The organism is Paenibacillus sp. S33 (genome assembly GCF_053615415.1).
On record NZ_JBSIEZ010000001.1, the window covers coordinates 152371 to 175370 of the forward strand.

Here is a 23000-nt window from a genome sequence, read left to right on the forward strand (position 1 = left end):
TATTCATCAGATACACACACGTATTTATTTTAAACAAGATTAAATCTTCAAATTGCTTTTGCAGTCCATTCAGGTATCACTTATAATGCAAAAAGTGTGAAATTCCAATGCGTTTGGTACAATAAATATAGCAAACTCGGCGTTTGCGTGTTGCAGATATAAGGAAAGTCAACGTTTATGCTACCGGATTGCCGGACACATACTTTGATCAGAAAGAAGGTTGGAATGATGGACTTGTGGTTTACGGAGAAGCAGACTCCCTCTTTCGGCATTACAGCAAAAATCAAACAAACCTACGTCTCTGAGAAAACAGATTTTCAGGATCTGGCTATGATCGAGACTGAGGAATTCGGCAATATGCTTGTTCTGGATGGCATGGTGATGACAACGGTTAAGGATGAATTTGTGTATCACGAAATGGTAGCACATCCGGCCTTGAATACACATCCGAATCCGAAGAAAGTTTTGGTTGTGGGCGGTGGCGATGGCGGCGTTATTCGTGAGGTCATTAAGCATCCTGAAGTAGAAAAGGCGGTATTGGTTGAGATCGACGGTAAGGTGATTGAATATTCCAAAAAATATTTGCCTGAAATCGCAGGAAAGCTGGACGAGCCTAATGTAGAAGTGCTGGTCAATGACGGATACATGCATATTATTGAACACAAAAATGAATACGACGTCATTATGGTCGATTCGACGGAGCCGGTAGGTCCGGCAGCCCCTCTGTTCGAGCGCGGGTTTTACCAAGGTATTTTTGAGGCGTTGAAGGAAGACGGCATTTTCGTTGCGCAAACGGATAACCCGTGGTTCAAGGCAGACCTGATTCAGAAGGTCAACAAAGATGTGAAGGAAATTTTCCCGATTGTGCGTGTGTATGGTGCGAACATTCCGACCTATCCGAGTGGTCTTTGGACATTCACGTTGGGCAGTAAGAAGTATGATCCGCTCGAAGTAGACGAGACTCAGATTCCAGAGATGGACACCCGATATTACAGTCCGCGTCTACACAAAGCGGCGTTTGTACTACCTAAGTTTGTAGAAGATTTAACGAAGTAAACATTTTAAAAAGCGCCTTAGTGGTCTTTATTGCCTGTTTTTGGGTGGGAAAGAGCGCTATAGGCGCTTTTTTGTGTTGGATAAGATTTGAAAAAGGCTATGAAAGCATACTGGACACCGGATTTCCTTTTAAGATAAAAGAAGGAAATTTAAGGGTGTGCGTAGAATATACAAAAAACCAGACATTTAACAGATTTGTAATGTCAACAGGAACGGTTTGGTTATGAAATACATAAATCGGCGATGTACCAAAGAGGGGGAAACTTTTTTGATCAGACGCTCTTTTTATTACCTGTGGGGGTCTCAGACGATCTCCAACGTAGCAGATATCATCTACATGTTGAGTGTAGTGGTATTGGTGTTCAGTTCAAGTAATTCCTTAATGACGACAATTTTGATTCCGTTGTTCCGATTGTCTGCTCAAGTGCTTAGTGGGCTCGTTGCACCAATCGTCCTCGGTAGATTTCGGCTGACACGAGTGTTGCTATTTTCCCAGTTTGGACAGTTTGTCATCTTTACGCTTCTGCTGCTTTATTTGTGGATCGTACCTGAGCAAAGGTCGTTTCTGTTTATTTTTGTGATGGTGTTCGGTATGTCTTTCCTGGACGGCTGGACGAATCCTGCGCGTAATTCGCTTGTACCCCGTTTGGCTACGGGAGAAGGACTAATGCGGGCCAACGGCATGGTAGCGGTCAGTGATCAGGTGGTCAAATGTGCAGGCTGGGCGTTGAGCGGAATTATTGTGGCTTGGCTAGGTTCCCTGAATACGCTTGTGATTGCGTCTTGTTGCTATCTCGTGGCTGTAACTGTCACATCCTTCATTCGTGATCCGCTGGATCAGAAGGAATTAGGTCTCAATGCTTCAGATTCCTCAACTAATGCAGTAGAACCTGCAAAGGGAAAGGAAAAAGGCTCCCATTGGAAAGAGCTTGGGGAAGGCTGGAAAATCATTTGGCACAACCGTCGTATTCGTTCTCTGATGATCGTCGATAGCGTGGATAGTATTGGGGGAGTCTCCTGGCTCGGCGTATTTATTTTAGCGTACGTCAGCCAAGTGCTGCATCGGGATGCGAGCTGGTGGGGCTTTATGAATGCATCCTTTTTCTCGGGCATGATTTTAGGTGGATTGATTGTCGTTGGCTTGGTCAAGCGCTTGCAAAAGAACAGCTTTTTATACATGCTTGGAGCGTTGCTGGTGTACGTGCTAATTACGGTTGTATTTGCACTGAATACCGTTCCGGTCGCGGCCCTTATTCTTTTTGCTGTATCAGGCTTACCTGTTCAAATGGCTGGTATCATTCGCCGCACTTTGCTGCAAACCAGTGCACCGGCAGCTCAGCTGCCCAAAGTGATGGCGGGAATTGATGTGATTACAAATCTCGCTTTCGGTCTGTCCTTGTTATTTATGGGCTGGTATGCAGACCGTTTCGGTATGGTGCAGGTGTATTTGTTGGCTGCGATTATGACGACCATTGCTATCTTGATCGGCTGGTTGTACCGCAGGGATTTTCAGGAAAGTGAGCAAATGGACCATCCAACCGCTACGGGCGCTGGGATTTAAAATTGGGGTTCTCGTTAGGCGTGACAGCATTCATTGGATGAGTACATAATTAAATGCAGGTGTAAAAGTGAACGTGACGATTAGGTAGAATAAAAGCCTGCAATTCTCCTCAATTTTGCAGGAACACCACTGGAATATACGTTGACGGTGGTGTTCCTTTCATATCATATTAAATTAAATGGTATGTCTGTTGAGCAATATGTGCCATTGCTAATGTCAGGTCCGTTTGCTCGTGAGATATGTTTTGACGGCAGGAGGAGTGTAATTTGTAAATTGCCGTAGGATTCCTTGCGGAGTAGTATCCGTAACTACCATCGCACGATATTTTTCCTGCATAAATTGTTCCTGAGCCATACGATCAAACAAGGAAATAAGAGGATCGTAATAATGGTTAATATTTAAAAGACCGCATGGCTTTTCATGCAAGCCTAATTGCGCCCATGTGAAAATTCCAAAGTATTCTTCCATTGTACCTGGGCCACCTGGTAAAACAATGAATCCGTCCGCAATCTCTGCCATTTTAGATTTTCGTTCGTGCATGGAATCAACAATGATTAATTCGCTCAGGCCATTATGTGCAATTTCACGGCTTTGCAAAAAGTGAGGGAGCACACCGATGACGCGACCTCCTGCATGAAGTGCCGCGTCAGCCACTGCACCCATTAAACCAACACTTGCTCCTCCATATACCAGGCTTATTTCCTGTTCGGCAAGTGCCTTGCCCAGAGCAACAGCATGCTCTCGATAAATCTCAGACGCTCCATTACTGGAACCGCAAAAAACAGCAATGCTTTTCATATGAGATTCTCCTTTATGTATATCTTTTTGCAAGTTTTTGCTGGTGTGTTCGAAATATATCCTCCAAGGTGATGTCATACTTGTTGGCGATCACGATGAGATTACCCAGTACGTCTCCAAGTTCTTCAGTTAAATGCTCCTTGTTCTCCTCGAATGAACCATCGATCTCATCAGGCCGGTCTCTGCCAATCTCCAGGGCGCGAATAGCTCTCGCAACCTCCCCGGTTTCCTCTGCCAAGAAACCAATTCGGACGAAGATATCTAAATCCGACCAGTTTCTCTCCTGATAATATTGCTTGACCCACTTTTGAAATTCATTAATATCCATATTCAGCCTCCCAACTGAAACCCATGCATAGGTGTTGGCTATACACAAACCATAAGGTTTAGATGAAACAGAAACGTTTGTTCGTGTTTTATTATATAATATAAGGGAGGGGTTTATCAAAGAAAAATTAAAAAGCCGTTTGCTTAAAAAGCAACCGACTTTTTTTAAAGAACGTTGACCTTAATGATGCGACCGTATCCGTTCAGTCTTTTAAGCTGTAGTGAACTGGCTGTTATAGAGCGAGGCATAATGGCCGCCGCTGGCAAGCAGTCCCTCGTGGGTACCGCTTTCCACGACATCGCCGTTTTTCATGTATAAAATCAAATCCGCTTCGCGGATGGTTGATAGTCTGTGGGCGATCACAAAGCTGGTGCGTCCGGCAATCATTTTCATAAATGCTTTTTGGATACGTGCTTCTGTCAGGGTGTCTATGCTGCTGGTGGCTTCATCCAGGATTAGCATAGGTGGATCGACGAGAATCACCCTCGCGATGGTGAGCAGCTGTTTTTGGCCTTGCGACAGGCTGTCGCCTGACCCGCTGATGACCGTATCGTAGCCATGAGGCAGTCGCTTGATGAAGCTATGCGCATTGGCAGCTGTTGCAGCCGCGATGACTTCTTCATCCGTGGCCTCTGGCTTCCCGTAAGCGATATTGTCCCGAATGGTCCCGCTGAACAGCCATGTATCTTGAAGCACCATACCAAAGTTAGTCCGTAGGCTGTCCCGGCTCATGTCGTTGATATTCATCCCGTCGATGGATATCGAGCCGCTGTCTACATCGTAAAATCGCATGAGCAGATTGACGAGTGTGGTTTTGCCAGCTCCGGTCTGCCCGACAATGGCCACACGAGTGCCTGGCTTTACCTCCAAACTAAAGTTTGTAATGAGCGTACGTTCCGGGTTATAGGAGAATTTGACATGATCAAAAAGAATCGTGCCTTTGCTGCGCTCCAGCTGTACGGCGTTCGATTTTTCGGGCTGCTCTGGCGGTGAATCCAAAATAGCAAATATGCGCTGAGCAGAAGCCGTAGCTGCCTGGAACTGGGTCAGCACACCCGTAATTTCATTAAAGGGCTTGGCGAACAAATTGGTATAAATCAGAAAGCTCGACAATCCGCCTACCGAGATCCCACCCAAAATAATGGAGATACAGCCAATCATGGCGGTGACTGAAAAAGTCATGTTGTTCACCAATCGGGTAGAGGGGTTGGACAATGATCCGTAAAACTGCGATTTCACCCCGGCTTGATACAATTGTTCGTTTCTGGCGGAAAATTCCTCAAGCGAGCGGTTTTCATAATGGAAAGCGGTAACTACCCGTTGTCCGCCGATCATTTCTTCCACATAACCGTTCAGGCTTCCTAAAATTTTGGCCTGTTCGCGGAACATACGCTGCGATCTTGTGGTAATGAACCGTGCTACGCCATATGTGATCGGGGCAGACACCAATACGACCAACGTCATGATCGGACTAATATACAGCATGAGTACAATGGAGCCTATAATCGTAATAATCCCGGTAATCAATGTGGAAAAGCCTTGTAGTAATCCATCCGACACAGCATCCATATCGTTCACAAAACGACTAATGCTGTCTCCTTGTGGATGAGTGTCATGAAAGCTTAACGGAAGGATATTAAAATGATCAAATAACTCCCGCCGCATATCATTTACGGTCTGAAAAGCAATACGGTTCGTCAAATACGTGAGCAGCCAGCTAAATAGACTGCCTACAATATATACAATGCCTAATCCAGCTAGAATCTGCGTAATACCTTTAAAATCCACTGCTCCCTTATCCACCATATGGTCGATAGCCTGACCAATCATGTAGGGTCCGATCAGACTGGCAAGCACGCTGAGAATTGCACTGACGATGACCCAACATGTTGTTGTTTTATATTGACCCACATAGGTTAACAATCTTCTCCAAGTTTCCTTGCCACTCATTGGTCTACCTCCTGCGTTGAGAGCTGGGAATGATTAATTTCCTGATATACATCTGAGCTGCTCATCAACTGTTCATGTGTGCCGATACCGACAATTCGCCCCTCATCAAACACAATTATTTTATCAGCATGCTGTACGCTGCTTACTCGTTGCGAGACCAACAGGACGGTCATGCTGGTGCTATTTTCCCGTAGCGATTTACGGAGGGCGGCGTCGGTTGCAAAATCAAGTGCGCTTGAGGAGTCATCCAAAATGAGAATTTGCGGATTGCCGACAATAGCTCGGGCAATGGTAAGTCGCTGCTTTTGTCCTCCCGACAAATTAAGCCCCCCTCGGGTGATCGGAGCATCGAATTTTTCTGGCAGGTTGGAAATAAACTCATCCGCTTGTGCGATAGCTGCGGCTTGAGCGACTTCCTCGTCGGTGGCGTGTTCATGCCCCCAACGGATATTATCCGCTATAGTACCAGTGAACAGCAGTGCCTTCTGAGGGACAATTCCGATTTTCTGCCGCAATTGCTCAAGCTTATAGTGCCGAACGTCGATGCCATCAACCTGCACACGACCCTCTACCACATCATAGAAGCGGGGAATAAGATTCACAAAGGTGGATTTCCCCGAACCTGTTCCTCCGATGATGCCGACCGTTTCACCGGGATAGATGTTTACTACTACATCGCTCAGTGCCAGTTGTCCTGTCTTATTGTATCCAAAGGAAACATGATCAAAAGAGATGGCTGGTACAGCGCCATGCTCACTTGCTCCCTCCCTGTCTATAGATGTAGAAGTAGCAGCAGTATCGGAAATCGAAGCTTGCGTGTCTAGGACCTCCTGAATACGCGCTGCTGAAGTGGCAGCTTTGGTGAACAAAATAATTAAATTGGTTACCACAATCAGAGCCAGTAAAATTTGCGTAATGTAATTAATAAAGGCAATAATCTCCCCTTGTGTAAGAGATCCATATTGGATATGGATGCTGCCGATCCACAGGATAGCAATAATAGCTCCGTTCACCACCAACAAGGTGGCGGGGCTTAGTAAAGCAGAAATACGTCCGACACGAATAGCAGTCTGGGTCAGGTCATCTGAGGCGGCATTGAACTTTACTCGTTCAGCTCCTCTTTTGGCAAATGCACGTATGACCCGTACACCTGTAAGATTTTCGCTAAGTACCAGAGCGATTTTATCGAGTTTTTTCTGATATAGCCGGTACAGGGGAGAAGCCTTCGTAATGACTACATACAGAATCAAAGCCAGAATCGGTGTAGCCGCCAACAGCACCAAAGCAAGGCGGAAGTCCAGAATCATGGACATGATAATCGCCCCGATACAAATAAAAGGAGCACGAATGACCAAACGAATCAACATCGCTACAGCTGTTTGCAGCTGATTGACATCATTCGTAATCCGGTTGATGAGCGAGGGTGTACCGAATTTATCGAGATCAGCATAAGAAAACGAAGAAATATGCTTAAACATCGTATTGCGCAGCGTAGTTCCGAATCCTTGAGAGGCACGAGCTGCGTAAAACTGACACACTAATGAACTGCCAAAGCCCAGTATAGTCATGAGTAACATCAAAAGACCCATCTGCCAAACATAATGGGTGTCTCCTTTACCTACACCATGATTGATCATTAAAGCAACCATCGTAGGCAGCAATAGTTCCAGGATGGCTTCAATTAGTTTAAACAGAGGTCCAAGAATCGTTTCCTTTTTATAGGGTTTCAAAAAAACAGCAAATTTCAGCAAATAAACCATCACCTAACCTAAATAATGTATCTAGCTTCATGCCGCAATAGCATAACTGAATTTGATTATGGCATATCCCCAACCATATGAATAATATTTAATATATATTAGAGGTATAGGTTTTACATATATCAGTACCGGAGGTCCAAAATGATGGAATTGAGACATCTCAAGTATTTTTTGGCGATCGCAGAGGCCGGACAGATTACAGCGGCAGCCAAAAAGCTGCAAATCGCGCAGCCTCCCTTAAGTCAGCAGCTCATGCAGCTAGAGGAAGAGCTTGGCGTAAAGCTCGTGCATCGAGGCTCACGAAGCATCCAATTGACGGAGGCTGGCATCATTTTACAGAACAGGGCCAAGCAGATTTTGGAGCTGACAGATGCCACGACAAGAGAGATAAACGATTTTGCCATGGGGATGAAAGGTACGCTCACCATTGGAACGGTCTCCTCCTCTGGGGCAACGCTGATGAAAGACAGGCTTTCCGAATTTCATAAAACCTATGCGGGTGTAAAATTTGAAATTCATGAGGGAAATACGTTCATGATTCTCGATCTTTTGAACAAAGGAATTGTCGAGGTCGGAATCGTCAGAACCCCTTTTAATACTACCGATTTAGGGTGTAGATATGCGTCCACTGAGCCGATGATAGCAGTGATGACAGAAGAATATGACTGGAACCCCGAACAGAAGACCATTTCATTGTCTGAGTTGAAGGACAGGCCACTCATCGTATATCGTCGCTTTGAACAATTGATCCACGATACCTGTATGAAGCATGGCTTTGAGCCAAATTTCTTTTGCAAAAACGATGATGCTCGCACCACGCTTCACTGGGCTAATGAAGGGCTGGGGATCGGTATGATTTCGCGGTCTGCGTTGTCACTCGGAAGCAATAACCAATTAATCGTTAAGGAAATTATGTGTGAGGAATTGCATACGCGTGTGGCGGCTGTCTGGCTGAAGGATAAATACATGTCTTCTCTAGCCTCTCGATTCATCGAAAGTTTTAGCCAAGCATCCGATGGAGCTGACTTAAGGTAGCTGAATTTTTTGGATGAAAGCATCTTTTTGTAAAAACTCATTTGAATTGCAATCGGGAACTGGATATAGTAGTACAGTAGGATAGCAATAGAATGGAGTTTGAATACATGCCACATAATGCAAAGGTCCGAATCCGTCTTCATAGTCATCATGACGGAGAAGATGTGGTACAGGAACTTCCCGGAGAAGCAATCGTGCGTGGGAAGCATCTATATATAAGGTATGATGAGCCGCAAGAAAGTCCTGAGGGCGGTACGACACGGAACACAGTCAAAATCGGATCGGATGAGCTAAAGCTGATTCGTCACGGTGAGGTACAATCAGAGCAGTCGTTTGCGCTGGGACGCAGGTTGCCTGGATTTTACCGCTCGCCTTATTTAAACCTGAACATGTCTGCGCATACGCAGAAGCTCGATATTCGGATGGATGGTTTCACCGGACATGTGAGCTGGACCTATGATCTGTACGTATTTGAGGATTTCTCGGGGCATTTTGCCATCAGTTTGCATATACAGGAGGAGCAATAATCATGACAAGCAATCCACTGGAACTTATTAATCAAAAGGTGACTTCAGCAATCGAAGCGGCAGTGCTGGCTACCGGAATCGTGAGCCGCGAAGAGCTGCCGACCATTACGCTGGAGGTGCCAAAGGACAAGTCACACGGTGATTTGGCTACCAACGCTGCGATGCAGCTCACCCGCATTGCGAAGAAGAACCCACGGCAAATCGCTGAAGATTTGATCGCGAATATGGATTTAGCTTCCGCTTCTATTGAAAGTGCAGAAATCGCTGGACCGGGCTTTATTAACTTTCGCCTGAACAAGAGCTACCTGTATGCAGTCATTGGACAAGTGCAGGAGCAGGGGGCAGATTACGGGCGTATACAGGAAGGTGCAGGCAAAAAGGTACAAATCGAGTTTGTCAGCGCCAATCCGACAGGTAGCCTTCACTTAGGTCATGCACGTGGTGCAGCCGTAGGGGATGCTCTCTGCAACGTGCTTGATTTTGCCGGATACAAAGTAACTCGTGAATACTACATTAATGATGCGGGCAACCAGATTTACAACATGAGCCGCTCTATTGAAGCGCGTTATTTGCAGGAGCTGGGACAGCCTGCGGAGATGCCGGAGGATGGTTACCATGGTGAGGATATCATCGGGTTTGCCAAGGAACTGGTGGCCGAAAAGGGCGATTCTCTGTTGTCCATGGAACCGGGAGATCGCGCAGCTTATTTCCGTGACTACGGTCTGGAAAAGGAACTGAACAAGATCAAGCGCGACCTGGAGCTGTTCCGTGTACCTTTTGACTCCTGGTTCAGTGAAACGTCGCTGTATGAAAACGGTGAAGTGCTTAAAGCGCTGAATGAGTTGCGTGACCGTGAGGAGATTTACGAGAAGGACGGAGCTACATGGCTGAATACGACCAAGTACGGCGACGATAAAGACCGTGTCTTGATCAAAAATGACGGTACATATACGTACCTAACCCCAGATATCGCTTACCATCGCGATAAATATGCTCGTGGGTATGACACGATCATCAACATCTGGGGAGCGGATCACCACGGCTACATTCCACGGATGAAGGCAGCAATGGAAGCACTGGGCAATGATCCAGATAAGCTTAAAGTGCTGATTGCCCAAATGGTCAGCTTGTTCCAAAATGGGGAAAAGGTAAAAATGTCCAAACGTACCGGCAAGGCCGTGACAATGGAAGATCTGATGGAAGAAGTGGGTGTAGACGCGATCCGTTACTTCTTCACTATGCGCAGCATGGATTCGCACCTGGATTTTGACATGGATTTGGCGATTTCCACTTCCAATGAGAATCCAGTATTTTACGTACAATATGCGCACGCACGTGCATGCAGCGTATATCGTCAAGCCGAAGAGCAAGGTATTGCTGTGCTACCGTTGGCAGAAGTTGACTTGTCCAAACTGACGGCTGAACATGAATACGATCTGTTACGCAAAATCGGCGAGCTGCCGGAAGAAGTATCGGTAGCGGCTGCAAACTTTGCACCACACCGTATGATTCGCTATGTCTACGAGCTGGCTTCATTGTTCCACAGCTACTATAAGGCAGAGCGCGTCATCACAGAGGATGCCGCTCAAACACAGGCACGCTTGGCGTTGTTTGGTGCGGTGCGCACGACCATTGCCAACGTACTGAAGCTGGTGGGCGTGTCTGCACCAGAACGTATGTAAGCAAACAACTTTAACGTAATGACCTTGTAGTCATATAATTAATAATAAAAGGAACCGTTCGTATCACCCTCAACAGGGTGGCGCTTCGGTTCCTTTTTATGTTGGATTAGCTTAGTAGCGTTCCAGTACCAAATTCGTTTTCAGGGAATCGGCGGGAACCAGCCATCCTTTGGATTGCAGCAGGTTCATCAGCTTGGTGCGGTTGCTGGCGGCAACACTGTAATCCGAGGTTTTGAAGGAGATTTCGATAATATGCTCTGTACCTGATCCGTTTGCGCTGCGAATAGGCCATACTTCAACGTCGGTATCCAATCCCTGAAAGCTACCCTCGTATTTACTGACCTGTACAGGACCGCGTACTCTGGAGTCTGCCAAGGTTTGTTTGCCCCAATTGCTGTTTTTCCAGTTTTGCAGCTTGCCCGGAAGATTATCCTGCAATTGCTTTAATGCTTGATCTGGGGAAGGCAGAGCCAATCCTTTGGAGGCGTTTGTTTTTTTATCATTGGAAAAGCTTAGTGTTTGCTTGCTGTATCCCCAATCGACCTCAGCCTCATAATTATCATCAGATGCGCTGAACCCTTCTTTATTCGCTTGGGTGAGCGCCGCGTCAATATTTCCATTTGTGACCGTATATCGCTTTTTGTAGGTTAATTCATAATTTTTTTTGTCCTCTTTTTTGCGAAATCTCACGTTCCAGCCCTCGTCATTTAATTGCAATGAATTTGTATCAAAATACTCGACGCTTAATCTTTGTGCATCGTGGCTAATTTGAAACTCGTTCACGATGCCACTTTTTAATGAGCCATCCGCATTGAGGACCTGAGCCGTATCCAGTAGTAGTTTCACCTCATAGCTTGGTGTGGCATTGGCGGCGGCTTGTACCGGTTCTGCTCCTTTCCATCCTGTTACGAGCAGTACTGCACTCAGAGTTACTACCGACATCAATTTGGTGATACGAAGGCCTGTTTTCATTTCATCCTCTCCTGTTCGTCCGAATAGGTTACACGCTACACTTTACGGGTGTATTGTCAGTCGTATGTCAAAGCAAGAAGGGACTCCGGTTAAAAAATTACATAATTTCTATATGACAGGTAAGATTTAATCTTGGTTCCATGACAAATATTCGGTGAATCTGTGAATGAGCGCCGAGCGATGACGGTCTTTGTTGCTGACCATATAGATGTACCGCTCAACAGACTGCCCCGGAATAGGTCTTACAACCAGTAAGCCCCGCTCAACCTCTGACTGTACGGCAATGCGAGAGACAAAGGAGATGTGTTCTCCCAGCATAACCGCCTGTTTAATGGCTTCTAGTGAATCCAGCTCCAGGTAGGAAGGAAGTCGCCGACTCCCACGCTCCAGCCATTTGTCGGTCACATGGCGTGTGCTGGATTCCTTGCCATGTAATACGAAGGAGGAAGAAGCGATAAGCTCGGGCGTCAAATCGGTTTCGTTGGCGAGCGGATGAGTGGGTGAGCAGATGAGTATCAGTTCATCTTCGCCCAAGGATTCGGAGAGTAGCGTTGGGGATTGAAACGGCTCTGCCGAAATAATGCCGAGGTCAATTTCGTGACGAGCGAGCATGTCCTTGATCACGGGCGCTGTTTTCACGGACAAGGCGATGTGAATGCCCGGATGCTCACGGGCAAAGCGGTGCAGCACAGCAGGAAGCAAGTAGGTAGCGGGTACATAGCTTGCGCCAATACGTATACTTCCCCGCTGGAGTGTATCGAACTCGCGGACGACTCGCTCAGCTTCAGCAGCCAGTGCATTAATTTTGCTGGCATAGTGCAACAGTGCATTTCCGGCATCCGTCAGGATGATTTTGCCCATACGTGTGTCAAACAGCTTTACTCCGAATTCACGCTCCAGATTTTTCATATGAAAAGTAACGGTGGGTTGCTTCAGGCCAAGAAGCTCGGCGACCGTGGTAATTTTATGGTGCTTATTCAGCAGCTCTACAATATGTAACTTTAGAAGACTTAAGTTCACTTAGAATGCCTCGCTTTCAGGTTAATCGAACAATCACCTTATTACTATGGGTAGCAGCATCAATCCCCTCTATATAGATTAAATCTATGAGTGTTAACACAATTCATTGAAATAATTAATTTTGTTTTAACTTTCCAATAACACAGGTTGCGAATTCAAGTTTTACACTGGGGTCAGTCAGAAGAACAGGCAGGTAATGCGATGAATCAGGATCTATATATTCACGGATTAAGTAAAACCTTCAGCCAAATAACCGCGCTGCATGAGACGAATCTGGTAGTACGACGGGGCAAATTCACAACACTGCTCGGACCGTCCGGCTGTGGGAAAACAACGCTCTTGCGCTTGATTGCTGGTCTGGAGACACCCGATACTGGCACAATCACGATGGGAGAGGAAATTCTTTTTTCGGCAGAACGCAAAAAGGATATTCCCGCTCATCTCCGCCACTTTGGCATGGTCTTTCAGGATTTCGCGTTATGGCCGCATATGACGGTGTTTGAAAATGTGGCCTTCGGCCTGCGTGCGGGCAAGCGAGGGAAAGGGTTCGCCAGCGTACGAGACAAGGAACTGCGGACCGTGGTGCTGGAGGCGCTCGACATGGTCAGATTGTCAGGGATGGAGGATCGGTATCCTCATCAGCTGTCCGGTGGCCAGCAGCAGCGGGTTGCCTTTGCAAGAGCGGTTGCTATCCGGCCTCGACTTGTGTTGTTCGACGAGCCACTCAGTGCGCTGGATGCGGTGCTACGGGAGGAGATGCGCATTGAGATGATATCGCTTGTGCGCGATCTGGGGCTGACCGCCCTATATGTCACCCATGATCAGATCGAGGCCATGTCCATGTCTGATGAAGTGGTTGTTATGAAAAGTGGACATATTTTGCAGACCGGAACACCAGAGGTGATCTACGGTTGCCCAGCTCATCCAGAGGTGGCGAGGTTTATTGGCAAATCCAACTGGCTGGAGTCGGAACGGACACTATTTCGTCCTGAACATGTGCGTTGGGAACAGGAGCAAGCAGATCAGCATGCTTTTACAGTAGAGATCCTGCATGTCAGCTATGTCGGCGATCGTTATGAAATTCGTATACTAGCCGAGAACGGCGAGCAATGGACTGCATATCATTCCAGCCGCCTGCCCATAGGTCAACAAATGCACGTTTGGGTATCACCGCAACACATCCACCAACTTGAAGCATAGGGAAAAGGGGTATATATAAGATGATGAATAGGCATGTTTTTCGTACAGGATGGAAAAAAGGGACGATGCTCGCATTAACCTTGACTTTTGGACTCGCTGTGGCGGGTTGCGGAACAGCTACAACATCCAAGGATGGGGCGCCAGCTATTGGATCAGCAGGACAAGCGGAGGCGGCGTCCAATGATCAGAAGTTGGTGGTCTACAGCGCAGGCCCCGATGGACTGGCGAAAAAGCTGGTAGCAGGGTATGAGGCGCAGAGCGGAGTTAAGGTAGAGCTGTTCCAGGGAACGACAGGAAAAATTTTGGCTCGTATGGAAGCCGAGAAGACGAATCCGGTAGCGGACGTGGTTGTGCTGGCATCGCTTCCGTCTGTACAAGGCTTGAAAAAGGAAGGACTCACGCTGCCTTACCCGGATGCCAAGAACGCAGACAAGCTAAATCCAGACTGGTCCGATAAGGAAGGCAACTACTTCAGTACCAGTGCTTCTGCTCTGGGCATTGCGTATAACACGAAGCTGGTGAAAACACCACCAACTTCATGGGCCGATTTGGCGAAGCCTGAGTACAAGGATCAGGTTAATATTCCCGATCCCTCCCTGTCCGGCTCAGCGTTGGATTTTATGACAGGCTATCTGAGCGCCAAGGGCGATGGAGGCTGGACGTTGTTCGAGCAGTACAAGGCTAACGGTGTTGCTATGGCTGGTGCCAATCAGGAAGCGCTGGACCCCGTGATTACCGGAGCTAAAGGTGTAGTCGTCGCTGCGGTCGATTACATGACCTACAAGGCTAAAGCCAAAGGTGAGCCGATTGATATCGTCTATCCGACAGAGGGGACAGTCATCAGCCCACGTCCTGCCGCAATTCTCAAGTCAACGCAGCATGAGCAGAATGCGAAGGCATTCATTGACTATCTGTTGTCGGACGAGGCACAGAAACTAGTAGCAGATGCCTCCTTACTCCCGGGTCGCACGGATATCAAAGCTGACAAGCGTGCCAACCTGGACGAGATCCCATTGCTGAAGACCAATTGGGAATGGATGGGCGAGCACGGATCAGACGTGACGGAGAAGTTCACGCAAATGTTCAAGTAAGCCGATGGGAGGCTTATCCGTTAAACACATCAGAGCGTGGTGTCTGACGCTGGCTCTGATCGCGCTTCTTTTCCTGATTGTGATGCCGTTGCTGCAAATCTTTATCCAAAGTGTGTATGTTGATGGAAAATTCCAATGGGATGCGCCTTTTCGAACGTTAGCTGCTTCACCATTTGCAGGCGTGCTATTCAGTTCAATTTGGCTAGGCATCTGCGTGATTGCAGGAACGACGGTACTTGCACTTCCGCTAGCCTGGATCATGTCCAACACTCGCCTTGCACACTGGCGCTGGTTGGATGTCGTGCTGCTGATTCCGTTTATGACCCCGCCCTATATCGGGTCCATGGGCTGGATTTTGTTTATGCAAAAAAACGGATATCTGGAGCAATTGTTCCCGGACCTGCATTTCTTAACGCCGTCCTTCTTTAGTCTTGGTGGCATGGTGATGATCATGAGCCTGCATCTGTTTCCATTCCTGTACCTGCTGCTGCGCGGGGCGCTGGTGAGGATAGGTGGGAGCCTGGAAGAGGCGGGGGCCGTAATGGGCGGCAGCTTTTTGTACAGATTCCGTCGAATCATTTTACCGCTACTGCTATCAGCTTACGGAATGGGCGCGTTGCTCATTTTCGTTAAAACAATTGCCGAGTTTGGCACCCCCGCTACCTTTGGGCGACGTATCGGGTATGAGGTCATGACTTCGGAAATCCACAAGTATATTTCCAGTTGGCCTATAGATTTTGGCAAAGCGACGTCGATGGCCTCGGTGCTGTTAACCGCCTGCCTGCTCGTGTGGTACGCGCAATCGGTGATCAACCGAAAGTTTACGTACAGGCTGGTAGGTGGTAAAGGTTCGCGTCCGTCCCGTCTTCGTATATCCGGCTGGACTACGGGGCTGAGTGTTGCATTCATTCTATTGTTGCTCATTGCGTCCATTGGCATTCCTTATTTTTCAATTCTTTCAGCCTCGACGATGAAGCTGAGGGGAATGGGGCTTGCCTGGGATAATTTGACGCTCGACTCTTACAAGGAACTGCTGTCTTGGGGATCAGAGAGCATGGAGGCGCTCCTGAACAGCGTATTTCTCTCTTTGGGCGCTTCGACGCTTGCTGTGGTGCTGGGCACTTGGTTTGCGCTTGTCATTGGCGGCTCACGCACGAGAATCCAACGGACAGTTGATGCATTTAGCTTGCTTCCGAATACGGTTCCGGGAATTGTTATGGTGGTCGGCCTGATTTTATGGTGGAATTCGCCGTGGATGCCGATCCCGTTGTATAACACATACGGCATGGTCATTCTGACGTATGTTATCTTGTTTGTTCCTTATACGGTGCAGTATGTCAAAAGCGCCTTTACACAGGTGGACACGGGCCTTTTTCAGGCGGGGCAGGTATTTGGCGGACGACCGTCTTACATATTCCGCCGGATTGTACTGCCGCTGATTGTACCGGGAATGCTCGCTGGTTGGATGATGACATTTACGATTGCTTCACGCGAACTGGTAGGATCGTTGCTGATTTTGCCGCCATCTGTTCAGACGTCTGCAACCTACATATTTGCACAATTTGAGCAGGGACAGGTGTCACTTGGGATGGCGATGGCCGTCATATCGGTCGGAATGACCACACTGCTGCTGATCTTAATCGAAAGCTTAAACTCGCAAAGAAAGTGGAAATGATCATGACAAAGCTTAGGATTTGGGGAGGAGCGGGCGAACATGGCCGCTCCTGCTATGTTTTTGAAGGAACGCAGCATCGCGTCATGCTGGATTGTGGCGTGAAAAAGGAAGGAACCGGACAATATCCGGTTTTTCCGCCGCAAAATGCGGAGAGACTGACCACTGTATTGCTGTCACATGCACATGAGGATCATTCCATGGCGCTCCCCTTACTGTACAAGTATGGATACCGGGGAGTGGTCTGGACGACCAAGGCCACCGCTGAGCAGTTAGGCTCCTATTTTCGCTCCTGGCATACTTATGTTGAATCGAGAGGAGCCGACTTGCCATACGACGAACAGGATATCCAATCCATTGCTTATCGCTATCTAGAAGATGAAGCGCCAGCAGGAGAATGGATTGAGGCTTGTCCGGGTGTGAGAATCATGTGGGGACGCAGTGGACATTTGGCTGGTGCAGTGTGGTATGTGGTAGAAATGGAAGGGAAGCGGTTGTTTTTTTCTGGAGATTACAGCCGCGAATCTGAGCTTCTTGCTGCCGATGCGCCAGACTTGGGTGTTGGGGAGGGGCTGCATGACCTACCTGAATGGAAGTCAGGGCCCAATCTAGCGGACATATCCATTATGGACAATGCCTATGGCATGGATATAGACCCGCAGCCTGTTAAGCTGGAGCGGCTGAGGGTCGAGATGGAGCGGATATTATGGTCTGGAGGTCATGTGTTGTTGCCGGTGCCTGCCTTTGGCAGAGGACAGGACATGATCGTATGGGCTAGCGAGCAATTCCCTGAACAGGCAATGATTGTAGAGCACGACATATGGCAGGGATTGAAACAGTTAAACCGCTGGAAAGAATGGCTGCGTCCAGAAGCCCCGGCGCGAATAAAACATGTGCTAAACAGTGACAGGGTCTTCGTGCCTCGTGATGCTGCGGAACGAGTGAGTCTGCTGGAACAGAACCCAACGGCTATTATCATAACAAGAGACGGCATGATGGATTCTCCACAGGCGCGTTGGTACTATCAGTATCTTTCGGATAACCGCAACATGGGGGAGGGTGAAGATAGCGGAGAAAGCATTAGCAACAGTGTTATATTGACCGGACATGCTCCACAGGGTTCTTTTGGCAAACATCTGTTGGAACGTGCGGATGAAAATAACAACTGTGTAGCTCGGCATTTGATTTATAAGGTGCATCAGGGATTATCAGATGTGCGGCAAATGCTGAAGGAGCTGCCTAGCAAACAGGTTGTACTCGTTCATGCGCCAAAGCTGCAGACCGACCTGGTACGAGATGAGTTGATAAGAGAAGGAAATAGTGGATGTGAAGGTCCTGCCAGAAAAGTTCACTCTCTGGAGCCGGGCGCTACACTAGAGGTTTAGCATCACAATATCATTCACTTTGTGCCCTCCTGCATCAATCGGAAGGCATCGACTTCTCCAAGTTTGGTCGAGATAGAGCTCCGTCCGGCGCTTTTACGCAGACGGAGCGGTGTGGCGGTACGCTTAAGCAACGCCTTGATTTCTCCAGGCCCCAGTTCCGGCCTCAGTGAAAGGAGAAGTGCGATGCTTCCGGTCACATGGGAAGTAGCCATAGAGGTACCGCTCATTTCGTGATGCTTGCCATGGATCCAGGAGGATGTGATCTTTTCGCCAGGTGCGTACACGTCTACAAATTGCCCCCGGTTGCTGAAAGGCGCGATGCGTCTGTATTTGTCGGTAGCCCCCACTGAAATCGTCTGGGAATAGCGGGCTGGATAGTCAATACTTCGGCGCTTGCCCTCATTTCCCGAGGACGCTACAATCACAATGCCGTTATGATATGCTTTATTCACCATATCAAGTAGTGCCTTGCTGCGCGACTTCATACCAAAGCTCATATTGATGATATCGACACGATTTAATACACACCAGTCGATACCAAGGATGATATCGGAGACGTAGGCGGCTCCATTATGATCAAATGCTTTTACGGGATGAATTAAAGCCCGTGGTGCTACGCCGACCATACCTTCGTCATAGTTGGACGCCGCGATAGTTCCAGCAATATGAGTACCATGGCCGTTATCGTCATAGGGTAACATGGTTCGGTTAAGCAAATTAATACCTCTGGCGAGAGAATGACGAAGATCAGGATGTTGAAAATCCGCTCCTGTGTCGATCACACCGATTCTGACCCGATGCCCTGTCGAGGAAGGCCAAGCCTTGTATGCACGTACCTGTTTGACTCCCCATGGCATGGAAAGGTTCTTTTCTGCTTTTGGTATATGAGCAGTTTCAGCGTGGACCTTCATGCGGGTATCTTCTTCAACGGTGACACCGTTGTGATATTTGCCCAGCCTGTCTCCGCCTGAAAGCGGAGCGATTAAAGCACGGATTAGTCGGGCCGGTTGTACTTGCCGTAATCCCGCAAGCTCGGGTTTCAGCTTCCTGAGATAGGACAGGCATTCCCGGTATTGGTGAGGCTTATCGAACGTGATGATCTGTTTGTTCCGTCCACTGCCGGACGGCTCCGAAATACCCTCATGCAAACGCTGCAAAAAATCCGGATAGTCCATTTGAGACGGTCCCCCTCCGATGAGCCATGCTGAGGTATTGTATGAGCAAGCGTCAACTGCGGCATGGGAAACCTGCCCCTTTTTTATGGAAATAGGCCTGCTTGTCGTGTCAAAGTGGCCGTGGACACATACGATACATGGAGGGCATAAGCTCTTGTGCAACAACTTTGGGGGGTTCTCCCGGAGCGGGTACAGTCGAAGACGGGGGGAACCCCGTCTTTTTATGTATGCCGTCTTGTTTAGAGGGATATTCCTGGAAATTATGACGATACCCATCTTTAACTTGCAATTTGCTTCCAAATAGGTTTTACTTAGTTTTGATAATGGATATGTTAGTATTGCATGTATCGTGTATGCTCTGAAACATGTTCTTGTGAATTACGTGTGAGAGGAAGTGTCCCTAGGTGAGTACCCCACTCAACTTGAAGATTGACCCGGAGAAAGTCCACGAGACTCCAATGGTGGATTTGGCATTTATGGTATTGAAAGCAGCCAATACTCCGTATTATTACCGTGACCTGATGAAGGAAGTCGCCAAATTGCGTGGCTTTTCCGACGAAGAAATTAATGACGTTATTGCTCAGCTATATACTGAAATCAACATTGACGGGCGTTTTGCCTGTGTCGGTACGAATCTGTGGGGCTTGAAACGTTGGTATCCGGTAGATAAATCCGAAGATGCCCTGACAGGCGCCAAGCGTCCTCGTATTATTAACGACGAAGACGATGACGATGAAGATGACTATCATGAGGAAGAAGAAACATACAACTCTGATGACGACTTCGATGCAGATAGCGAAGACGAGGATGGCGAAGATGAGCTGTTCGACGGAGAAGAAGATGATGATGATAGTGATGAAGACGTAGTTATAGACGATGAAGACCTCAGTGATGAGGAAGATTCAGAAGATGAAAACGACGATGAGTCGACGGAAGACGACGATTCGCTTCGTTAGGAACAGGCTGCAAGGGGAGATGCGTTCTCCCCTTTTTCATGACCGTTTTCTTGAAAACCTCTTCTGATTTAAAGCTTTCAGGTGGATTCTCTCCAATCTGGTTCAATGGACAAATTAACACGGATAACTTCCTTGACAGCGGATTGGACACGGGGTAAACTATTGCTTGGGCTTATGATTGATTCACTTATATGTTTGCTTTTTGTATAAAAGTGCCCCGTACTACGGGAGTGCTTTTTTGTTTTTTATAGGGGTGTTTTCACTCATGAAAGAGGGCTAAGGGCGGCGGACATGGAAAATGATTCCGCTGCCTTCTTCATGGATGATAATCCGTGCAAACGGGTTACGATAACATCATAATGTCGCCTGAATTTTGCATCTTATCTAGGAGGGTTTTGAACAGTGACAAAGTATATTTTTGTGACAGGCGGGGTTGTGTCTTCCTTGGGCAAAGGGATTACGGCAGCTTCACTGGGGAGGCTTTTGAAGAACAGGGGACTGAAGGTAACGATCCAAAAATTTGATCCTTACCTGAATGTCGATCCGGGTACGATGAGTCCTTACCAGCACGGTGAAGTGTTTGTAACGGATGATGGTGCGGAAACGGACCTTGACTTGGGACACTATGAGCGCTTTATTGATATTAATCTGTCCAAGAACAGCAATGTCACAACAGGCAAGGTATATTCCAGCGTAATCAGCAAAGAGCGTCGCGGAGAATATTTGGGCGGTACGGTGCAAGTTATTCCTCATATTACGAACGAAATCAAGGAACGCGTGTACCGTGCTGGCCGTGAAGCAGGTTCGGACGTAATTATTACAGAAATCGGCGGTACTGTGGGCGATATTGAAAGCTTGCCATTTTTGGAAGCTATTCGTCAGCTCAAAAGCGAAGTTGGGCGCGAGAATGTGATGTACATTCACGTAACACTCATTCCTTATATTAAAGCTGCGGGTGAGGTTAAAACCAAACCAACTCAGCACAGTGTAAAAGAATTGCGCAGTATCGGTATCCAACCGAATGTCATTGTTTGCCGTACAGAGCATGAACTGTCCTCCGATATGAAGGCTAAAATTGCATTGTTCTGCGATATTGATGCGAATGCAGTGGTAGAATGCCGCGATGCTTCAACCCTCTACGAGGTTCCGTTGAACCTGCGTGAAGAAGGCTTGGACGAAATCGTAGTTAACCACCTCAAGCTGACAACACCTGCACCAGATATGACCGAATGGGAAGGGTTAGTTGATCGAATCAGCAAGCTGGATAAAACGGTTGAGATTGCCATTGTTGGTAAATATGTCGCATTACATGATGCGTACTTAAGTGTGGTTGAATCGCTTTCCCACGCTGGATTTGATGCGAATGCAGACGTGAAAATTCGTTGGGTGAACGCTGAAGAAGTGACGGACGAGAACGTAGCTGACATGCTGGGCGGCATTGGCGGCATTCTCGTACCGGGTGGCTTCGGCGATCGCGGAATTGAAGGCAAAATTAGTACCATTCGTTATGCGCGGGAGCAAAAAATTCCGTTCTTCGGCATTTGTCTGGGTATGCAGGTATCTGTCATTGAGGTTGCCCGTTCCCTGGCTGGTCTCGAAGGAGCCAACAGCTCGGAAATTAACCCGGCTACTGATTATCCTGTCATCGATTTGCTTCCTGACCAAAAAGACATCGAAGATTTGGGCGGTACGATGCGTCTTGGCTTGTATCCATGCAAACTGGTGGAAGGTTCCCTGGCTTCGGCTTGCTACAACGACGAGCTGGTGTACGAAAGACACCGTCATCGGTACGAATTCAATAACGAATATCGTGAAGTTATTGAAAAAGCGGGTCTTCGTATTTCCGGTACTTCACCGGATGGACGCTTGGTGGAAATTGTGGAGCTCCCTGAGCATCCGTGGTTCCTGGCTGTACAATTCCATCCAGAATTTACTTCCCGTCCGAATCGTCCACAGCCTTTGTTCCGTGAATTTGTAAAGGCAGCATTGCAGCTTCAAGGTTAATGCTATGGCTTGTAAGACCTCCTCAGGGAGGTCTTTTTTTATCCCATGCTTCCTGATTATGAAAGAATATTCCACAATTATGTATAAGAGCAGGATTTTCTTTTTGCAGGAGCGAATATAGTTTTAGGTATGGGACGGATATTGTACGTCATCGGACGCTGTTATGGCAATAGCTGCATGATCCTCGTTTTAAGATCTTAGGAGGTTAAAACATTGGAAAAGAAGAAAGTATTAATCGTCGATGACCAGAATGGAATACGGATTTTACTGATGGAAGTGTTCGGAAGTGAGGGTTATGAGACCTTTCAGGCGGCGAACGGGAAAATTGCACTTGAAATTGTTGAGAAGGAACCACCTGATCTGGTTCTGCTCGATATGAAAATTCCAGGTATGGACGGACTCGAAATTCTGAAGCATCTAAAAACCATGAATCCTGATATCAAGGTTATTATGATGACAGCATATGGAGAACTGGACATGATTAAAGAGGCGACGGAGCTAGGTGCGCTAATGCATTTTACCAAGCCCTTTGATATTGACGAAATGCGGATCGCTGTGAACAAGCAACTCAGAGGTGATTAGGTGAGTCACTATGGTTGAGAACTCTGTTAACACAACAGGGTTTTTTGTTTGTGATTATGGGAAATACTGAAAGTAAATCCTCTCCTTATACAATTCTATGGAAAAACGGCGTCCTAACGTGATTTTTGTATGTGTTGATATGCAAAAGCTTGTTTAGTATTTAACATGGGTTGTGGTATAATAAGCCCGTATGTGATGTCGGCTAAAATATAGACAAACCCAAACACCTTTAGGAGGACTGTAACC

19 protein-coding genes are annotated in these 23000 nt (G+C 47.4%); 12 read left to right on the forward strand and 7 right to left on the reverse strand.

Going from position 1 to position 23000, the window contains the following annotated elements; all coding sequences use genetic code 11:
- Positions 1-228 precede the first annotated feature (228 nt).
- Both speE and ACWGXJ_RS00635 read left to right on the forward strand, forming a co-directional pair.
- Positions 229-1056, forward strand: a complete 828-nt coding sequence (gene speE, locus ACWGXJ_RS00630; protein ID WP_063212148.1) for a polyamine aminopropyltransferase — start codon at positions 229-231, stop codon at positions 1054-1056.
- 268 nt (positions 1057-1324) lie between these two features.
- Positions 1325-2617 (forward strand): MFS transporter, encoded by a 1293-nt coding sequence (locus tag ACWGXJ_RS00635; RefSeq protein WP_452565933.1) that lies wholly within the window; start codon positions 1325-1327, stop codon positions 2615-2617.
- A gap of 216 nt (positions 2618-2833) precedes the next feature.
- Here ACWGXJ_RS00635 and ACWGXJ_RS00640 read toward each other — a convergent pair whose 3' ends face one another.
- The 4 genes from ACWGXJ_RS00640 to ACWGXJ_RS00655 all read right to left on the reverse strand — a co-directional run bounded on the left by ACWGXJ_RS00640 (position 2834) and on the right by ACWGXJ_RS00655 (position 7444).
- Positions 2834-3415, reverse strand: a complete 582-nt coding sequence (locus ACWGXJ_RS00640) for an LOG family protein (RefSeq protein WP_452565934.1) — start codon at positions 3413-3415, stop codon at positions 2834-2836.
- A gap of 13 nt (positions 3416-3428) precedes the next feature.
- Positions 3429-3743 carry a MazG nucleotide pyrophosphohydrolase domain-containing protein gene (locus ACWGXJ_RS00645; RefSeq protein WP_061831789.1) on the reverse strand — a complete coding sequence of 105 codons (315 nt, stop codon included), beginning with the start codon at positions 3741-3743 and terminating at the stop codon, positions 3429-3431.
- A 210-nt stretch (positions 3744-3953) separates the two neighbouring features.
- Positions 3954-5693 carry an ABC transporter ATP-binding protein gene (locus ACWGXJ_RS00650; protein WP_452565935.1) on the reverse strand — a complete coding sequence of 580 codons (1740 nt, stop codon included), beginning with the start codon at positions 5691-5693 and terminating at the stop codon, positions 3954-3956.
- Positions 5690-7444, reverse strand: a complete 1755-nt coding sequence (locus ACWGXJ_RS00655; RefSeq protein WP_452565936.1) for an ABC transporter ATP-binding protein — start codon at positions 7442-7444, stop codon at positions 5690-5692. Before ACWGXJ_RS00655 ends, ACWGXJ_RS00650 begins: the two co-directional genes overlap by 4 nt.
- A gap of 153 nt (positions 7445-7597) precedes the next feature.
- Between ACWGXJ_RS00655 and ACWGXJ_RS00660 the strand changes: the two genes are divergently transcribed.
- The 3 genes from ACWGXJ_RS00660 (at position 7598) to argS (ending at position 10697) form a co-directional block, all read left to right on the forward strand.
- Positions 7598-8488, forward strand: coding sequence for a LysR family transcriptional regulator (locus ACWGXJ_RS00660; RefSeq protein ID WP_452567846.1), 891 nt, complete (start codon positions 7598-7600; stop codon positions 8486-8488).
- Positions 8489-8580: 92 nt separating this feature from the next.
- Positions 8581-9015, forward strand: coding sequence for a DUF1934 domain-containing protein (locus ACWGXJ_RS00665; protein ID WP_081112515.1), 435 nt, complete (start codon positions 8581-8583; stop codon positions 9013-9015).
- A gap of 2 nt (positions 9016-9017) precedes the next feature.
- Positions 9018-10697 carry an arginine--tRNA ligase gene (gene argS, locus ACWGXJ_RS00670; protein WP_028542578.1) on the forward strand — a complete coding sequence of 560 codons (1680 nt, stop codon included), beginning with the start codon at positions 9018-9020 and terminating at the stop codon, positions 10695-10697.
- Positions 10698-10808: 111 nt separating this feature from the next.
- Here argS and ACWGXJ_RS00675 read toward each other — a convergent pair whose 3' ends face one another.
- Both ACWGXJ_RS00675 and ACWGXJ_RS00680 read right to left on the reverse strand, forming a co-directional pair.
- Positions 10809-11669 (reverse strand): hypothetical protein, encoded by an 861-nt coding sequence (locus ACWGXJ_RS00675; RefSeq protein WP_452565937.1) that lies wholly within the window; start codon positions 11667-11669, stop codon positions 10809-10811.
- 126 nt (positions 11670-11795) lie between these two features.
- Entirely contained in the window at positions 11796-12689 is an 894-nt protein-coding gene (locus tag ACWGXJ_RS00680) for a LysR family transcriptional regulator (RefSeq protein WP_250259935.1), read from the reverse strand.
- 201 nt (positions 12690-12890) lie between these two features.
- Between ACWGXJ_RS00680 and ACWGXJ_RS00685 the strand changes: the two genes are divergently transcribed.
- The 4 genes from ACWGXJ_RS00685 to ACWGXJ_RS00700 are packed head-to-tail and all read left to right on the forward strand — an operon-like array spanning position 12891 to position 18037.
- The gene (locus ACWGXJ_RS00685) at positions 12891-13889 is read left to right on the forward strand and encodes an ABC transporter ATP-binding protein (RefSeq protein ID WP_336078675.1); all 999 of its coding nucleotides are present in this window, start codon (positions 12891-12893) and stop codon (positions 13887-13889) included.
- Between the two features lie 20 nt (positions 13890-13909).
- Positions 13910-14980, forward strand: coding sequence for an ABC transporter substrate-binding protein (locus ACWGXJ_RS00690; protein WP_452565938.1), 1071 nt, complete (start codon positions 13910-13912; stop codon positions 14978-14980).
- A gap of 4 nt (positions 14981-14984) precedes the next feature.
- Entirely contained in the window at positions 14985-16655 is a 1671-nt protein-coding gene (locus ACWGXJ_RS00695) for an ABC transporter permease (protein ID WP_452565939.1), read from the forward strand.
- Positions 16652-18037 carry an MBL fold metallo-hydrolase gene (locus ACWGXJ_RS00700; protein WP_452565940.1) on the forward strand — a complete coding sequence of 462 codons (1386 nt, stop codon included), beginning with the start codon at positions 16652-16654 and terminating at the stop codon, positions 18035-18037. Before ACWGXJ_RS00695 ends, ACWGXJ_RS00700 begins: the two co-directional genes overlap by 4 nt.
- A 14-nt stretch (positions 18038-18051) precedes the next feature.
- Here ACWGXJ_RS00700 and ACWGXJ_RS00705 read toward each other — a convergent pair whose 3' ends face one another.
- Positions 18052-19212, reverse strand: a complete 1161-nt coding sequence (locus ACWGXJ_RS00705; protein ID WP_069290791.1) for a S8 family peptidase — start codon at positions 19210-19212, stop codon at positions 18052-18054.
- Between the two features lie 404 nt (positions 19213-19616).
- Between ACWGXJ_RS00705 and rpoE the strand changes: the two genes are divergently transcribed.
- The 3 genes from rpoE to ACWGXJ_RS00720 all read left to right on the forward strand — a co-directional run bounded on the left by rpoE (position 19617) and on the right by ACWGXJ_RS00720 (position 22754).
- On the forward strand, positions 19617-20168 hold the full coding sequence (rpoE, locus tag ACWGXJ_RS00710) for a DNA-directed RNA polymerase subunit delta (protein WP_013308216.1): 552 nt from the start codon (positions 19617-19619) through the stop codon (positions 20166-20168).
- Positions 20169-20570: 402 nt separating this feature from the next.
- On the forward strand, positions 20571-22172 hold the full coding sequence (locus tag ACWGXJ_RS00715) for a CTP synthase (protein ID WP_013368772.1): 1602 nt from the start codon (positions 20571-20573) through the stop codon (positions 22170-22172).
- A 213-nt stretch (positions 22173-22385) separates the two neighbouring features.
- Positions 22386-22754, forward strand: a complete 369-nt coding sequence (locus ACWGXJ_RS00720) for a response regulator (RefSeq protein WP_013308218.1) — start codon at positions 22386-22388, stop codon at positions 22752-22754.
- The last annotated feature ends 246 nt before the right edge of the window (positions 22755-23000 follow it).

What these genes read in the sequence shown, in the direction of transcription:
- speE (WP_063212148.1), top strand. Translation starts at nt 229, where the DNA reads ATGGACTTGTGGTTTACGGAGAAGCAGACTCCCTCTTTCGGCATTACA.
- ACWGXJ_RS00640 (WP_452565934.1), bottom strand. Translation starts at nt 3,415, where the DNA reads ATGAAAAGCATTGCTGTTTTTTGCGGTTCCAGTAATGGAGCGTCTGAG.
- ACWGXJ_RS00645 (WP_061831789.1), bottom strand. Translation starts at nt 3,743, where the DNA reads ATGGATATTAATGAATTTCAAAAGTGGGTCAAGCAATATTATCAGGAG.
- ACWGXJ_RS00650 (WP_452565935.1), bottom strand. Translation starts at nt 5,693, where the DNA reads ATGAGTGGCAAGGAAACTTGGAGAAGATTGTTAACCTATGTGGGTCAA.
- ACWGXJ_RS00660 (WP_452567846.1), top strand. Translation starts at nt 7,598, where the DNA reads ATGGAATTGAGACATCTCAAGTATTTTTTGGCGATCGCAGAGGCCGGA.
- ACWGXJ_RS00665 (WP_081112515.1), top strand. Translation starts at nt 8,581, where the DNA reads ATGGAGTTTGAATACATGCCACATAATGCAAAGGTCCGAATCCGTCTT.
- argS (WP_028542578.1), top strand. Translation starts at nt 9,018, where the DNA reads ATGACAAGCAATCCACTGGAACTTATTAATCAAAAGGTGACTTCAGCA.
- ACWGXJ_RS00675 (WP_452565937.1), bottom strand. Translation starts at nt 11,669, where the DNA reads ATGAAAACAGGCCTTCGTATCACCAAATTGATGTCGGTAGTAACTCTG.
- ACWGXJ_RS00685 (WP_336078675.1), top strand. Translation starts at nt 12,891, where the DNA reads ATGAATCAGGATCTATATATTCACGGATTAAGTAAAACCTTCAGCCAA.
- ACWGXJ_RS00690 (WP_452565938.1), top strand. Translation starts at nt 13,910, where the DNA reads ATGATGAATAGGCATGTTTTTCGTACAGGATGGAAAAAAGGGACGATG.
- ACWGXJ_RS00695 (WP_452565939.1), top strand. Translation starts at nt 14,985, where the DNA reads ATGGGAGGCTTATCCGTTAAACACATCAGAGCGTGGTGTCTGACGCTG.
- ACWGXJ_RS00700 (WP_452565940.1), top strand. Translation starts at nt 16,652, where the DNA reads ATGATCATGACAAAGCTTAGGATTTGGGGAGGAGCGGGCGAACATGGC.
- ACWGXJ_RS00705 (WP_069290791.1), bottom strand. Translation starts at nt 19,212, where the DNA reads ATGGACTATCCGGATTTTTTGCAGCGTTTGCATGAGGGTATTTCGGAG.